Consider the following 14,194-nt stretch of genomic DNA (forward strand, 5'->3'; position numbering starts at 1 on the left):
ACCGCCGGAGCTTTCCACCCCCAGGCATGCGCCCGAAGGTACTATCCGGTATTAGACCCCGTTTCCAGGGCTTGTCCCAGAGTGCAGGGCAGATTGCCCACGTGTTACTCACCCGTTCGCCACTAATCCCCGGCCGAAACCGGATCATCGTTCGACTTGCATGTGTTAAGCACGCCGCCAGCGTTCGTCCTGAGCCAGGATCAAACTCTCCGTAAATGCATACAAAAGCTCAAATGAGCCTGCAGGCACTACAGAACGAGTCTGCCTCGCTACTGCTGTGTCACTACATCAAACACTTGGCATCAATTACTTGGCACACTGTTGAGTTCTCAAAGAACGGACACTACCTTCAAAACCCTCACCGGGCTTCTCCGGGCGTTTCCCTTCGGTGTGTTCCAACCCTAACAGCTTTCTCGGGGTTGAAATGACCGCCCCTCGGGCCCAGTTGACCGGGCACGACGGCCCGCAGGCTCGTCGGGCGGTGACGTAAAACTACTGGACGTTCGGCCCCCGTGCAAATCGGTGCCGGCCCCAACCCCCGCCTCGGGCAACGTCCGAGGCGGGGTCAGGGCCGGACCGGGTGGGGCAGGGGGTGTTCGGGCGGGGGTCAGACCTCGACGACGACCGGGAGGATCATCGGGCGGCGGCGGAAGGTGTCGGAGACCCACTTGCCCACTGTGCGCCGGACCAGTTGCTGGAGCTGGTGGGTCTCGGCGACGCCGTCCGAGGCGCACTTGGCGAGGGCTTCCTCGAGTTTCGGGATGACGTCCCGGAACGCCGCGTCCTCGATGCCGGAGCCGCGGCTCTGGACGTGGGGGCCGGCGACGATCTTGCCGGTGGTGCTGTCCACCACGACGAAGACGCTGATGATGCCCTCCTCGCCCAGGATCCGGCGGTCCTTGAGCGAGGACTCCGTCACGTCACCGACGGAGAGGCCGTCGACGTACACGTAGCCCGCCTGGACCTTGCCGGAGATCTTGGCGACCCCGTCGATCAGGTCGACGGCCACGCCGTCCTCGGCGATGACGATGCGGTCGGCGCGGACGCCCGTCGCCGCGGCGAGTTCGGCGTTCGCGCGCAGGTGGCGCCATTCGCCGTGGACCGGCATGACGTTGCGGGGCTTGCAGATGTTGTAGAAGTACAGCAGTTCGCCGGCCGAGGCGTGGCCCGAGACGTGGACCTTGGCGTTGCCCTTGTGGACGACGTTGGCGCCCCAGCGGGTGAGGCCGTTGATCACGCGGTAGACGGCGTTCTCGTTGCCCGGGATCAGGGACGAGGCGAGGATGACCGTGTCGCCGGCGACGATGCGGATCTGGTGGTCGCGGTTGGCCATGCGGGACAGGGCGGCCATCGGCTCGCCCTGCGAGCCCGTACAGACGAGGACGACCTCATGGTCCGGCAGGTCGTCGAGGGTCTTCACGTCCACGACGAGTCCGGCGGGCACGCGCAGGTAGCCGAGGTCGCGGGCGATGCCCATGTTGCGGACCATCGAGCGGCCGACGAAGGCGACCTTCCGTCCGTACGCGTGCGCCGCGTCCAGGACCTGCTGGATGCGGTGGACGTGGCTGGCGAAGCTCGCGACGATGATCCTTCGCTGCGCCGCCGCGAACACTCCCCGCAGCACCCCGGAGATGTCCTTCTCCGGTGCCACGAACCCCGGGACCTCGGCGTTGGTGGAGTCGACGAGCAGCAGGTCGATGCCCTCCTCGCCGAGGCGCGCGAACGCGGGCAGGTCGGTGAGGCGGCCGTCGAGGGGCAGTTGGTCCATCTTGAAGTCGCCGGTGTGCACGACGACGCCCGCGGGGGTGCGGACCGCGACGGCGAGGCTGTCCGGGATGGAGTGGTTGACGGAGACGAACTCGCAGTCGAAGGGCCCGATGCGCTCCCTGCCGCCCTCGGCGACCTGGAGCGTGTACGGGCGGATGCGGTGCTCCTGGAGCTTGGCCTCGATGAGGGCGAGGGTCAGCTTGGAGCCGATCAGGGGGATGTCCGGCTTTTCGCGGAGCAGGTAGGGCACGGCGCCGATGTGGTCCTCGTGGCCGTGCGTGAGGACGATGCCTTCGATGTCGTCGAGGCGGCCCCTGATGGTGGAGAAGTCGGGAAGGATCAGGTCGACCCCGGGTTGCTCCTCCTCGGGGAAGAGAACGCCGCAGTCGACGATCAGCAGACGGCCGTCGTATTCGAGGACGGTCATGTTGCGGCCGATCTCGCCGAGTCCGCCGAGCGGCGTGACGCGCAGGGCGCCCTCCGCGAGTGCGGGAGGCGGGCCGAGTTCGGGATGGGGATGGCTCAAAGGTGTCTCCTCACCATGCGCACCGGCCGGGTCCCGGCGGTGGGCCCGGGGCGGGGCGCACATGAATGCGTGCGGCGGCGGCTTCCCTGAAGCCGCGCCGCGGGTTTCTCGGTATGCGGTTGTGACGTCTCGGTAGCGGTGAGGGCGGCGATGGTGCGGTGCGTACGGCCGGGGGCGTACGCCTACACGTGCACGCCGCCGCCCTTGAGGTCGCGCTTGAGCTGCTCGGTCTCCTCCGGCGAGAGCCCGACGAGCGGCAGCCGCAGCGGGCCGCCGGGCAGGTTCTGCAGGGCGAGTGCCGCCTTGACGGTGATGACGCCCTGGGTGCGGAACATGCCGGTGTAGACGGGGAGCAGTTGCTGGTGCAGTTCGGTGGCCTTGGTCACGTCGCCGCTGGTGTACGCCTCGACGAGGGCGACCAGTTCGGGGGTGACGAGATGGCCGACGACGGAGACGAAGCCGACGCCGCCGACGGACAGCAGGGGCAGGTTCAGCATGTCGTCGCCGGAGTACCAGGCCAGCCCCGTCTGGGCGATGGCCCAGCTTGCGCGGCCGAGGTCGCCCTTGGCGTCCTTGTTGGCGACGATCCGGGGGTGCTCGGCCAGCCGGAGCATGGTCTCGGTGTTGATCGGGACGCCGCTGCGGCCGGGGATGTCGTAGAGCATCACGGGCAGGTCGGTGGCGTCGGCGATGGCCTTGAAGTGGGCGTAGAGGCCCTGCTGCGGCGGCTTGCTGTAGTACGGGGTGACGGTCAGCAGACCGTGGGCGCCGGCGTCCTGGGCGGCGCGGGCCAGCTCGATGCTGTGCCGGGTGTCGTTCGTCGAGGCCCCGGCGACGATGTGGGCGCGGTCGCCGACGGCGTCCACGACGGCCCGTACGAGTTGGGCTTTCTCCGCATCGCTGGTGGTGGGCGACTCGCCGGTGGTGCCGTTGAGCACCAGGCCGTCGTTGCCGGCGTCCACGAGGTGGGCGGCGAGTCGCTGGGCGCCGTCGAGGTCGAGGGCGCCGTCAGGGGTGAACGGCGTGACCATGGCGGTCAGCATCCGTCCGAAGGGCGTCTGCGGGGTGGATGTCGGAGCCATGAGTGACACGCTACTCGTAAGAATGCCCGGAGTGCGCGCTTGGGTGGCGTGCGGTGCGGCAGGTGCGGGAGAACCCGGCACTGCCTGCTCGGGGGTTCAAGCAGTACCGGGTTCGTATCCTCAGCCTAGGCGAACTTCGCTATAACCACCATTCCAGACAATTCGCCGCGGCTTTCGAGCGCCCGCCGTCTCCGGCGGCATTCCGGGCGCCGCTTGCGCCTTGGTACCTTTGACGGGTATTCGGCACATGGCCCTGGATCTGGGCACTTTAGGGGACGTTCCGACGTTGTCCGGGTGGCAGGAGTCAGGTCGGCAGACCTACGAGCCCTGAGGTGGTGCCCCAGCATGTTTCGCCGTCGGCGTGAGCCCGTTCCGTTCGCCTTCGTGGCGGAGGCCGACCGCTTCCGCAGCGATGTCCCCGTGCCGCCCCCCGTGCAGCGCGCCGGGATCGGGGAGATCGCCGGGCGGGTGCTGGTGGGCGTGCTGATAGTGGCGGGGCTCGTCGGTGCGGTGGTGTTCGGCATCCCGGCGATGCAGCTCACCGACGACCCGGGGTCCGCGCAGGACACGGAGACCGTGCAGACGCCCTGACCCCGTCCGCGTCGCGCTGTCACCACCCGCGGGTGCCCGTCACCGGCGGCGCGGGTGCCCCGTCCGCACCCCCGGGGTGGTGAGCGCGCCGGGGCCTCGCTAGCCTCGCAGGCGTGCCACTGCCCTTTCTGACCGCCGACCGCGACTTCGGAGATGTCGCCGGCGACGCCCCCCTCCCGTACGCCGACCGCGACCGCTGGCGCCGTCCGTACCGCCCGGGACCCTGGCGGGTGCTGATGGCCGCCGTCGAGCTGCTGCTCGCCTCGTACCTCCTCTTCGCGACCGTCATCATGCTGCTCGCCGAGTCGGTCACCGGCGCGCTGACGTGCGCCGGTGTGGCGGTGGGGTTCATCGCGGCGGCGCTGCGGCTGCTGCGCGTCGGGGTGTGGGTGAGCGCGCACGGGCTGCGGCAGGTGCATCTCCTCCACACCGTCACCCTGTCGTGGGACGAGGTCGGCGACGTGCGGACCGTGCAGCAGCCGGTGAAGTGGCTCGGTCTGCCGCGTACGGTGCAGGGGCAGGCGCTCCTGGTGACGCCCGCGGCGCGGCGGGGGCGGGGCGGGGGCGCTGCGCTGCGCCCGCTGCTGACGGACTCCAACGCCGACTTCCTCAGCCGGCCCGAGGCGTTCGACCGGGCGGCCGACACGGTCGAGGCGTGGGCGACGGAGCTGCGCTGACGCTCCCGTAGCGCGGCCGGCGCCGAGGGCGCTACGGCCGCTGGCCCGCCGTTCTGCGCAGCGTGATCGCCCGCTGCATGGCCCTGCGTGCCCGCGGGGTGTCGCGCGCGTCGTGGTACGCGACCGCCAGCCGGAACCAGCACCGCCAGTCCTGCGGCGCCGCCTCCGTCTCCGCCTTGCGGCGGCGGAAGACCTCGTCGGCCGAGTCTCGGTCGATACGGCCGCTGGGCAGGCGCTTCAGCTCGTCGACCGGCAGCCCGCCCTCGGCGTCGAGCTCCCGCGCCAGCGCGTTCGCGGCGCGGGCGAAGGCGGTGGTGTGCCACAGGAACCACAGGCCGATGCCGGGGAGCACGAGCACGGCGGCGCCGAAGGCGACGGTCACCGGCGTGCCCTCGCGCAGCAGGTACCAGCCGCGGGTGCCGGCGAGGAAGAAGTAGACGATCAGCACGGCCGACAGCACTACGTAAGTGATCTTCGAGCGCATGAGCGGGGTCCTGGCGGCGGCGTCAGCCGAGGTCGAGGAAGTGTTCCAGGCCGACCGTCAGGCCGGGGGTCTGACGCACCCGGCGGACGGCGAGCAGGATGCCCGGCATGAAGCTGCTGTGGTGCAGCGAGTCGTGCCGGATGGTGAGCGTCTCCCCGGTGTCGCCGAGCAGCACCTCCTGGTGGGCGAGGAGCCCCCGCAGCCGTACGGCATGCACGGGCACCCCGTCGACGTCGGCGCCGCGGGCGCCGGGCAGGGCGGTGGCGGTGGCGTCGGGCTGCGGCGGCAGGCCGGCCTCGCGGCGGGCCTCGGCGATGAGGCGGGCGGTGCGGGTGGCGGTGCCGGACGGGGCGTCGGCCTTGTTCGGATGGTGCAGCTCCACGACCTCGGCGGACTCGAAGAACCGGGCGGCCTGCCGGGCGAAGTGCATGGTGAGGACGGCGCCGAGGGAGAAGTTCGGGGCGATGAACACGCCGGTGCCGGGGCTGTCGGCGAGCCGGGTGCGCAGCGCGGCGAGGCGCTCGTCTGTCCAGCCGGTGGTGCCGACGACGGCGTGGATTCCGTTGCGTACGCAGAAGTCGACGTTGGCGGGGGCGGAGTCCGGGTGGGTCAGCTCGACGGCGACCTCGGCGCCGGCCTTCGTCAGCTCAGCGAGGTCGTCGTCGCGGTCGACGGCGGCGACGAGGTCCATGTCGTCGGCGGCCTCCACGGCCCTCGCGGCCTCGGAGCCGATGCGGCCGCGGGCGCCGATGACGGCGACCTTGAGCGGGGTGGTCATGCGCGTACTACCTCCGGTGTTCGGTGGATCTTCCCCAACCCCGCCCCTTCCCGAAACTGGGGGCTGCGCCCCCAGCCCCCCGAACCGCGCCTCCGGCGCGGGTTGGCGGACCCGGGGCTGCCGCCCCGGACCCCGCCGGGGCTCCGCCCCGGACCCGAGAGGGGCTCGCCCGGGTGGACGGCCCGAAGCCACCGCCCCAGGCTTCACCCTCCGGGTCGCGAAGGGCGCTCCCCTACGCTACGCCCTCAGGCCACCGCCTCCTGCAGCGCCGTCGCCTGGCGGTCCGTTACCGGGCCGATGACCGACAGGGACGGGCGGCGGCCCAGGACGCTCGCCGCCACCTCGCGTACGTCGTCGGGTGTGACGGCGCGGATCCGGGCCAGGATGTCGTCGACCGACATCTGCTCGCCCCAGCACAGCTCGCTCTTGCCGAGGCGGTGCATCAGCGCGCCGGTGTCCTCCAGGCCCAGCACCAGGGAGCCGCACAACTGGCCGACGGCGCGGGCGACCTCCTCGTCGGCGAGGCCGTGCCGGGCGACGTGCGCGAGTTCCTCGCGGCAGAGCTTGAGCACGTCGGCGGCCTGCGCGGGGCGGCAGCCGGCGTAGACGCCGAAGAGGCCGCAGTCGGCGAAGCCCGAGGTGTACGAGTACACGGAGTAGGCCAGGCCGCGCTTCTCCCGGATCTCCTGGAAGAGCCGGGAGCTCATGCCGCCGCCGAGGGCTGCGGACAGCACGCTGAGCGCCCAGCGGCGCTCGTCGTGGCGGCCGACGCCGGGGGCGCCGAGGACCAGGTGGGTCTGCTCGGTTTTGCGCTCCTGCAGCTCGACGCGGCCCGCGGTGCGCAGCGCGCGGCTGCCGGCGCGGGGGCCGTGCGGGGTTGCGTCGGGGGCGTCGAGGGCGCCGGCGCGGTCGAAGGCGGCGGCCACGCGGCGTACGACGTCGTCGTGGTCGACGTTCCCGGCGGCGGCGACGACGAGCCGGGTGGGCACGTAGTGGCGCTGGTAGAAGCGGGCGACGCGGTCGCGGGTGAGCGCCGTGACGGTCTCGACGGTGCCGAGGACGGGGCGGCCGAGGGGGGTGTCGCCGAGCATCGTGCGGGCGAAGAGGTCGTGGACGCAGTCGCCGGGGTCGTCCTCGGTCATCGCGATCTCTTCGAGGACGACGCCGCGTTCCGCCTCGACGTCCTCGGCGCGGATGACGGAGCCGGTGAGCATGTCGCAGACGATGTCGACGGCCAGCGGCAGGTCGGTGTCGAGGACCCGCGCGTAGTAGCAGGTGTACTCCTTGGCCGTGAACGCGTTCATCTCGCCGCCGACCGCGTCGATGGGCGCGGAGATGTCGAGCGCGGAGCGCGTCCGCGTGCCTTTGAAGAGCAGGTGCTCCAGGTAGTGCGTGGCGCCGCCGAGGGCGGGGGTCTCGTCGCGGGAGCCGACGTGGGCCCAGATGCCGAAGGTGGCGGAGCGGACGGACGGCACGGTCTCGGTGAGCACGCGCAGGCCGCCGGGCAGCACCGTCTTGCGTACGGTGCCGGCACTGCCAGAGCTGGCGGCGCCGGCGGAACCGGCGGCGGAGCCCTCGGCGAGGGTCGCGGTGGTGGAGCGCGGACGGGGGACGGCCCGCCCCCGGTACGGGGGGCGGGCCGCCTTCCGACTGCTGGGGGGCAGGGTCACTTCGCGGACTCGTCCCCGGACTTCCCGGCGTCGCCGTCCTTCTCCTCGTCCTCCAGGACGGGGATGAGGGACAGCTTGCCGCGCTGGTCGATCTCGGCGATCTCGACCTGGACCTTCTGGCCGACGCCGAGGACGTCCTCGACGTTCTCCACGCGCTTGCCGCCGGCGAGCTTGCGGATCTGCGAGATGTGCAGCAGACCGTCCTTGCCGGGCAGCAGGGAGACGAAGGCGCCGAAGGAGGTGGTCTTCACGACCGTGCCCAGGTAGCGCTCGCCGACCTCGGGCATCGTCGGGTTGGCGATGCCGTTGATGGTCGTACGGGCGGCCTCGGCGGCCGGGCCGTCGGCGGCACCGATGTAGATCGTGCCGTCGTCCTCGATGGTGATCTCGGCGCCGGTGTCCTCCTGAATCTGGTTGATCATCTTGCCCTTGGGGCCGATGACCTCGCCGATCTTGTCCACGGGGATCTTGATGGTGATGATCCGCGGGGCGTGCGGGGACATCTCGTCCGGCCGGTCGATGGCCTCCATCATCACGTCGAGGATGTGCAGCCGGGCGTCGCGGGCCTGCTTCAGGGCCGCGGCCAGCACGGAGGCGGGGATGCCGTCGAGCTTGGTGTCGAGCTGCAGCGCGGTGACGAACTCCTTGGTGCCGGCGACCTTGAAGTCCATGTCGCCGAAGGCGTCCTCGGCACCGAGGATGTCGGTCAGCGTCACGTAGCGCGTCTCGCCCTCGATCTCCTTGGAGATCAGGCCCATGGCGATGCCGGCGACCGGGGCCTTCAGCGGCACACCGGCGTTCAGCAGCGACATCGTGGAGGCGCAGACGGAGCCCATGGACGTCGAGCCGTTGGAGCCGAGCGCCTCGGAGACCTGGCGGATCGCGTACGGGAAGTCCTCACGGCTGGGCAGCACCGGGACGATGGCGCGCTCGGCGAGCGCGCCATGGCCGATCTCGCGGCGCTTGGGGGTGCCGACGCGGCCGGTCTCGCCGGTGGAGTACGGCGGGAAGATGTAGTTGTGCATGTAGCGCTTGCGGGTCACCGGGTTGAGGGTGTCCAGCTGCTGCTCCATGCGCAGCATGTTCAGCGTCGTCACGCCCATGATCTGGGTCTCGCCGCGCTCGAAGAGCGCCGAGCCGTGCACCCGCGGAATCGCCTCGACCTCGACCGCCAGCGGCCGGATGTCGGTGACGCCGCGGCCGTCGATACGGACCTTCTCGCGGATGACGCGCTCGCGCACCAGCTCCTTGGTGAGCGCGCGGTACGCCGCGGAGACCTCCTTCTCGCGGCCCTCGAACTGCGGCAGCAGCTTCTCGGCGGCGACGTCCTTGACGCGGTCCAGCTCGGCCTCGCGCTCCAGCTTGTTGCTGACGGTCAGGGCCTGGGCCAGCTCGTCGCGTACGGCTGCGGTGAGCGCCTGCAGCACGTCGTCCTGGAAGTCCAGGAAGACCGGGAACTCGCCGGTGGGCTTGGCGGCCTTGGCGGCGAGGTCGGCCTGGGCCTTGCAGAGGGTCTTGATGAAGGGCTTGGCGGCCTCCAGACCGGCGGCGACGACCTCCTCGGTCGGCGCGGTGGCGCCGCCCTTGACCAGCTCGACGGTCTGGTCGGTGGCCTCGGCCTCGACCATCATGATCGCCACGTCGCCGTCGTCGAGGACCCGGCCGGCGACGACCATGTCGAAGACGGCCTCTTCCAGCTCGGCGTGGGTGGGGAAGGCCACCCACTGGCCGCGGATGAGGGCGACGCGGGTGCCGCCGATGGGGCCGGAGAACGGCAGGCCGGCCAGTTGGGTGGAGGCGGAGGCGGCGTTGATGGCGACCACGTCGTAGAGGTGGTCGGGGTTGAGCGCCTCGATGGTGGCGACGATCTGGATCTCGTTGCGCAGGCCCTTCTTGAAGGAGGGGCGCAGCGGCCGGTCGATGAGCCGGCAGGTGAGGATGGCGTCCTCGCTGGGGCGGCCCTCGCGGCGGAAGAAGGAGCCGGGGATCTTGCCGATGGCGTACATGCGCTCTTCGACGTCCACCGTCAGGGGGAAGAAGTCGAGCTGGTCCTTGGGCTGCTTGGAGGCGCTGGTCGCCGCGAGAACCATGGTCTCGTCGTCGAGGTAGGCGACGGCGGAGCCGGCGGCGAGCTTGGCGAGCCGGCCGGTCTCGAAGCGGATGGTGCGGGTGCCGAACGAGCCGTTGTCGATAACGGCCTCGCTGTAGTGGGTTTCGTTCTCCACCAGGAAATTCTCCTCGTCTGCGCCCACGCCCGTGTGGCGTGGGCGGTGAGCGGTGGAGCACCCGCGCGGCAGGCTCGGGCCGGATGAGCGGCTGTAGGCCGGGCCGGTCTTCGATCGAAGCCGTCGGGGTGCGCGCTCTCGCGTGCTCCGAAGGCCACTACCGAGGACCGGCGCCCGCTGTCGGCACAGGTCCGGCGGCTGCGGGCGGTTGCTCCCCGTATTCACTCTGTGCTGATGTCCTGCCGACCAGAGTACAAGTCCCTCCGGCGGCTTCTCGACGGCTGGCTGGCAACCGTGCGGTAAGGGTCCGTACGGACGGACCGGGCCCCGGCGCCCGGGCGGAGCCGGAGCGCTGCGGGCATACGCCGAGGGAGCGGCCCCCGGTGCGGGGGCCGCTCCCTGGTACGGCGCTAGCGGGCGCCGGCGGCGCCGCGGCGGATGCCGAGGCGGTCGACCAGCGTACGGAAGCGGGCGATGTCCTTCTTGGCCAGGTACTGGAGCAGCCGGCGGCGGCGGCCGACGAGCAGGAGCAGACCGCGGCGCGAGTGGTGGTCGTGCTTGTGGGTCTTCAGGTGCTCGGTCAGGTCGCTGATGCGCTGGGTGAGCATCGCCACCTGCACCTCGGGGGAGCCGGTGTCGCCTTCCTTCGTGGCGTACTCGGCCATGATCTTCTTCTTCGTCGCGGTGTCGAGCGACATACTCTTTCCCAACTCCTCTGGTCGGCGCCGCCGAGCGTCCCTGGTTTTGGTCACAGGGAATCTGCGGTGACTCGGCGGGCGGGGCGGTCGCGGCGCCTCACCCGAGGGATACGGGGGCACTCACGCGAACCGTCCGCCAGCCTAGCAGCCGGGCGGCGGTCCGAAGACCGCCGCCCGGCGCCGCCCGTCAGAGTGCGGGGTTCGCGGGTCAGATCCTGACGCCGTGCTTGTTCAGGAACGCGACCGGGTCCACGGCGGAACCGTAGTAGGGGGTGGTGCGGACCTCGAAGTGCAGGTGCGGGCCGGTGGAGTTACCGGTCGAGCCGATCTTGCCGATGTCCGTCTTGGCGTTGACGTGCTCGCCGACGGAGACGTCGATCTTGGACAGGTGGCCGTACTGCGTGTAGACGCCCTCACCGTGCTTGATCACGATGTTGTTGCCGTAGGCGCCGCCCCAGCCGGCCGTGACCACGGTGCCCTCGTGCGCCGCCTGGACCTTGGTGCCCGTGGGGGCGGCGAAGTCCTGACCGCTGTGCTTCGCGGCCCAGTGGGCACCGCCCTGGTTGTACTGACCGGTGACGTCGTAATGGGCCGAGACGGGCTTGACCCAGTCGGGCTTGCTGTCGGCCGTGGCCACACCCGAGCCGAGGGCGACGACCATGCCGGCGCCGGCGGCGAGCATCGCGGAGGTGGCAATGGGGGCGGTGAGCTTGGCGTTCTTGAACATTCTTGGAATTCCCTCCAGAAAAGGTTCCGACCCCGGCTGCGCTCCGAGGTCGCATCACCTTGGTAACCCGCAGGACCGGGATAGACAAGGACCCTTGGTACGAGTCGGTGTCGTAGCGACGAGTCGGGTTTTCCTGCCCCTTGTCCACCCCTGAAGACCACCTTCGAGAACGGCTTCTGACGGCGTAAAGGACAGCAAAAGGAGGCCAAATGTGCAGGTGAGAGCGGTTCGCGCGGGGCGTTTCCGAAAGTCCGTCCCACTCCCCTGCCGAAAGTCCGGCGAGTACAGGGACGAAAGTCCCGGACCCTCGTCCAATTCCGCTACTACCGCTTTTAGGATTCCTTCAGAGGCATGTGGCGGACACCACTTCTGGATAAGAAAAAACGGCTCTCCCGCGGGACTTTCTCCTCTCCCGGACGGGACCTTTTACCCCCCGCCTCCAGCGGAGCCCGGCCCGCCCCGGTAGGCTGCCCGAGCCAGTTCCTAGGAGGGGGTATGGAACCGCTGCGACTCGACGACCCCGAGCAGTTCGGGGCGTACCGGCCGGTGGGGCGTCTGGACTCGGACGCGAGCGGGATGCGCGCGCCGGCCGCGCGCTACATCGCGCAGGCGCCGGGTGGAGAACGCACTGTCCTTGTCACCGCACCGCGCGCCGAGGCGACGGCCGCCGACGACGGCTACGCCGGGCGCTTCCGCGCCGCCGCGGCCGAGGCCCAGCGCCTCGGCGGTTCCGGCGGCCCGTGGCTGGCGCCGGTGGGCGAGCTGTCCGCCGGCGGCGCGCCCTGGTGGGCGATGCCGTACCGGCCGGCGCTGCCGCTGCCCGCCGCGCTGGACGCACAGCAGAACCCGCTGCCCGAGCGCACCGTGTACGCGGTGGGCGCCGCGCTGGCCGAGACGCTGGCCGCGCTGCACGCCGCGGGCGCCGCGCACGGGGGGCTCGACCCGACGGCGGTGCTGCTCACCGGTGACGGCCCGCTGCTGACCGGCTACGGCACGGTGGGTGCGGCGGGCGCCGACGGCAGCCCGCGCGGGAGCCTTGCCGGGCTCATACCGGAGTTCCTGCCGCCGGAGCAGGCGGCGGGCGGGCGGCCACGGCCCCTGGGGGACGTGTACGCGCTGGCCGCGGTGCTCCTGTACGCCGCGACCGGCCGGATTCCGGGCGGGACCGGCCCGGACGCGGCGGACCCGCGGGCGGACGCCTTCGGCGACCCGCTGACCGGCCCGTCCACCGGCGGTGCCGGCTACGCCCCGGACCCGAACAGCGCAGACCCGTACGGCGCAGACCCGTACGGCGCTGACCCCGGCGCCTCCGACCCGTACGGCACCCCCGCGGACCCGCTGGACCTCCTCCAGCCCGCGCTGCGCGCCGCCCTGGAGCCCTGCCTCCACCCCGACCCCGCCCGCCGCCCCGCCGCCGCCGCGCTCCTGCCCGAGCTGCTCCGCGGTGCCGCGCCCGGGGCCGCAGCCCCCGGCCCGGGTGCGGCGGCTCCCGGGACCGTGCTCGACGCGGCGACCACCCGCTCCGGCGCCGCCCTGGCCCCCGGCTGGCTGCCCCGCCGGGTCAGCGCCGCACTGGCGCTCCAGGCCGCCGACGTGCTCGCCGCCGAGACCGAGCCGGACCCCGCCTTCCTCGCGGCGCCGGCCCCCGGCACCCCCGGCGCTCCGGACCTGATCGGCAACACCACCGTCATCGGCCGCCCCGCCCCCCGCCGCGCCCTGCTCGCCGGCATCGCCGGCGGTGCGGCGGGCCTCGCGGCCGGCGGCGCCGCGGCGTGGGCCGCGACCACCGAGGACCCGCCTCCGCCGCCGACCACCGCGGAGCGGCTGGCGGCCCGCAACACCGGCAGGAAGCGGCTGACCGGCGCCCCGCCCCCCGTGCTGTGGGGCAAGGGCCTGGGCAAGGTCGAGCCGGTCGGCCCGCCCGTCGTCGCCGGGGGCTCCGCCGCGCTGGTCGTGGCGAAGTCCGGCGTCTACGCGATGGACCTGCGCACCGGCGACGAGCTGTGGGAGCAGTCGGACGTCAGCGCCGCGGGCTCCGCGGTGCCGCTCGGCGACGGCATGGTGCTGGTGCCCGGCAGGGACCTGACCGTGCTCGACGCCGCGGACGGCGCGGTGGCGTGGACGTCGGAGAAGTTCCGCCGGGGCGGCAAGGCGCCGTACGGCGCACTCCTCGGCGTGGCCGGCGACACCGCCGCGTTCACCGTCAAGGAGGGCGGCGGGCTGACCGTCGTCGGCTACGACCTCGCCGAGCGCCGCGAGCTGTGGCGCTCGCCCGGCTCGGCCGCCGCGACCGCCGCGCTCTTCGTCGGCGACTGTGTCGTCCTGGTGCCCGAGGCCGACGAGAGCGCGGAGCACCGCGACAAGCCGGCCGCGGTCTCCGCGCTCGACCTCGGCAGCGGCGAGGTGCGGTGGGCGCAGGAGTACGCCGGCATGGCGGGCGGGCACTGGGCGGCGGCCGGGAAGGACCTGCTGGTCGCCACCGCCGGCAAGGACATGCGCGGATACGACGCGGGCGGCGACGGCGCCGAGCTGTGGACCCTGACCGCCGAGCCGTGGGACAAGGACATGGAGAGCACCAACCCGCAGAACTTCGGCCCGCCCGCCGTGCAGGGCGAGATGATCCACGCCCTCGACACCTTCCGCGCCGTGCACTCGGTGGCGCGCGACTCGGGCGAGGAGCAGTGGAAGCGCAATCCGCTGCTGGCCTACGTCGGGGTGCTCGTCCAGGCCCCGGCGCTGCACGTCACGCCCGACGAGCGGTGCCTGATCGCGGGCGACGACATGCAGGTGCTGGCCTACGACACGGACGGCGGCGATCTGCTGTGGCGGTTCACGGACATGCGGCCGGGCAAGCCGAAGTACGCGCACCGGCGCCGGGTGGCGGTCGGCAAGAACACGGCCGTGGTCGCGAGCGGGAGCAGCGTGTACGCGCTGCCGCTGGACTGAGCGCGCGGCGGCAAGGGGGACAG

11 protein-coding genes and 1 rRNA gene are annotated in these 14,194 nt (G+C 72.0%); 3 read left to right on the forward strand and 9 right to left on the reverse strand.

Annotation, left to right across the window (positions count from 1 at the left end; all coding sequences use genetic code 11):
- From B124_RS03015 to dapA, 3 genes are all read right to left on the reverse strand, one after another.
- A 16S ribosomal RNA gene (locus B124_RS03015) occupies positions 1 to 216 on the reverse strand; the annotation flags it as partial.
- A 391-nt stretch (positions 217 to 607) separates the two neighbouring features.
- A complete protein-coding gene (locus tag B124_RS03020) occupies positions 608 to 2,293 on the reverse strand; it encodes a ribonuclease J (RefSeq protein WP_496501039.1) in 1,686 nt (561 codons plus the stop codon).
- 182 nt (positions 2,294 to 2,475) lie between these two features.
- Complete coding sequence (gene dapA / locus B124_RS03025) at positions 2,476 to 3,375, reverse strand: 4-hydroxy-tetrahydrodipicolinate synthase (protein ID WP_496501040.1); 900 nt, start codon at positions 3,373 to 3,375, stop codon at positions 2,476 to 2,478.
- Positions 3,376 to 3,720: 345 nt separating this feature from the next.
- On the opposite strand from dapA, the gene B124_RS03030 reads away from it, so the two are divergent.
- Positions 3,721 to 3,966, forward strand: coding sequence for a hypothetical protein (locus B124_RS03030; RefSeq protein WP_496501041.1), 246 nt, complete (start codon positions 3,721 to 3,723; stop codon positions 3,964 to 3,966).
- 113 nt (positions 3,967 to 4,079) lie between these two features.
- Positions 4,080 to 4,643: an SCO5741 family PH domain-containing membrane protein gene (locus B124_RS03035; protein WP_496501042.1), complete on the forward strand. Its 564-nt coding sequence runs from the start codon at positions 4,080 to 4,082 to the stop codon at positions 4,641 to 4,643.
- 31 nt (positions 4,644 to 4,674) lie between these two features.
- Here B124_RS03035 and B124_RS03040 read toward each other — a convergent pair whose 3' ends face one another.
- From B124_RS03040 to B124_RS03065, 6 genes are all read right to left on the reverse strand, one after another.
- Complete coding sequence (locus tag B124_RS03040; RefSeq protein WP_496501043.1) at positions 4,675 to 5,127, reverse strand: hypothetical protein; 453 nt, start codon at positions 5,125 to 5,127, stop codon at positions 4,675 to 4,677.
- A 22-nt stretch (positions 5,128 to 5,149) separates the two neighbouring features.
- The gene (dapB, locus tag B124_RS03045) at positions 5,150 to 5,905 is read right to left on the reverse strand and encodes a 4-hydroxy-tetrahydrodipicolinate reductase (RefSeq protein ID WP_496501044.1); all 756 of its coding nucleotides are present in this window, start codon (positions 5,903 to 5,905) and stop codon (positions 5,150 to 5,152) included.
- A gap of 245 nt (positions 5,906 to 6,150) precedes the next feature.
- On the reverse strand, positions 6,151 to 7,575 hold the full coding sequence (locus B124_RS03050; protein ID WP_496501045.1) for a M16 family metallopeptidase: 1,425 nt from the start codon (positions 7,573 to 7,575) through the stop codon (positions 6,151 to 6,153).
- Entirely contained in the window at positions 7,572 to 9,800 is a 2,229-nt protein-coding gene (locus B124_RS03055) for a polyribonucleotide nucleotidyltransferase (RefSeq protein ID WP_496501046.1), read from the reverse strand. Before B124_RS03055 ends, B124_RS03050 begins: the two co-directional genes overlap by 4 nt.
- 410 nt (positions 9,801 to 10,210) lie before the next feature.
- Complete coding sequence (gene rpsO, locus B124_RS03060; RefSeq protein ID WP_027743620.1) at positions 10,211 to 10,498, reverse strand: 30S ribosomal protein S15; 288 nt, start codon at positions 10,496 to 10,498, stop codon at positions 10,211 to 10,213.
- A gap of 208 nt (positions 10,499 to 10,706) precedes the next feature.
- Positions 10,707 to 11,225: a M23 family metallopeptidase gene (locus tag B124_RS03065; RefSeq protein ID WP_496501047.1), complete on the reverse strand. Its 519-nt coding sequence runs from the start codon at positions 11,223 to 11,225 to the stop codon at positions 10,707 to 10,709.
- Positions 11,226 to 11,720: 495 nt separating this feature from the next.
- Between B124_RS03065 and B124_RS03070 the strand changes: the two genes are divergently transcribed.
- Positions 11,721 to 14,171 (forward strand): outer membrane protein assembly factor BamB family protein, encoded by a 2,451-nt coding sequence (locus tag B124_RS03070; RefSeq protein ID WP_496501048.1) that lies wholly within the window; start codon positions 11,721 to 11,723, stop codon positions 14,169 to 14,171.
- The last annotated feature ends 23 nt before the right edge of the window (positions 14,172 to 14,194 follow it).

The organism is Streptomyces sp. CNP082, assembly GCF_059570535.1.

Bases quoted from the DNA above. Each gene is read 5' to 3' on its own strand.
- B124_RS03030 (WP_496501041.1), top strand. From the start codon at position 3,721: ATGTTTCGCCGTCGGCGTGAGCCCGTTCCGTTCGCCTTCGTGGCGGAG.
- B124_RS03065 (WP_496501047.1), bottom strand. From the start codon at position 11,225: ATGTTCAAGAACGCCAAGCTCACCGCCCCCATTGCCACCTCCGCGATG.
- dapA (WP_496501040.1), bottom strand. From the start codon at position 3,375: ATGGCTCCGACATCCACCCCGCAGACGCCCTTCGGACGGATGCTGACC.
- rpsO (WP_027743620.1), bottom strand. From the start codon at position 10,498: ATGTCGCTCGACACCGCGACGAAGAAGAAGATCATGGCCGAGTACGCC.
- B124_RS03070 (WP_496501048.1), top strand. From the start codon at position 11,721: ATGGAACCGCTGCGACTCGACGACCCCGAGCAGTTCGGGGCGTACCGG.
- B124_RS03040 (WP_496501043.1), bottom strand. From the start codon at position 5,127: ATGCGCTCGAAGATCACTTACGTAGTGCTGTCGGCCGTGCTGATCGTC.
- dapB (WP_496501044.1), bottom strand. From the start codon at position 5,905: ATGACCACCCCGCTCAAGGTCGCCGTCATCGGCGCCCGCGGCCGCATC.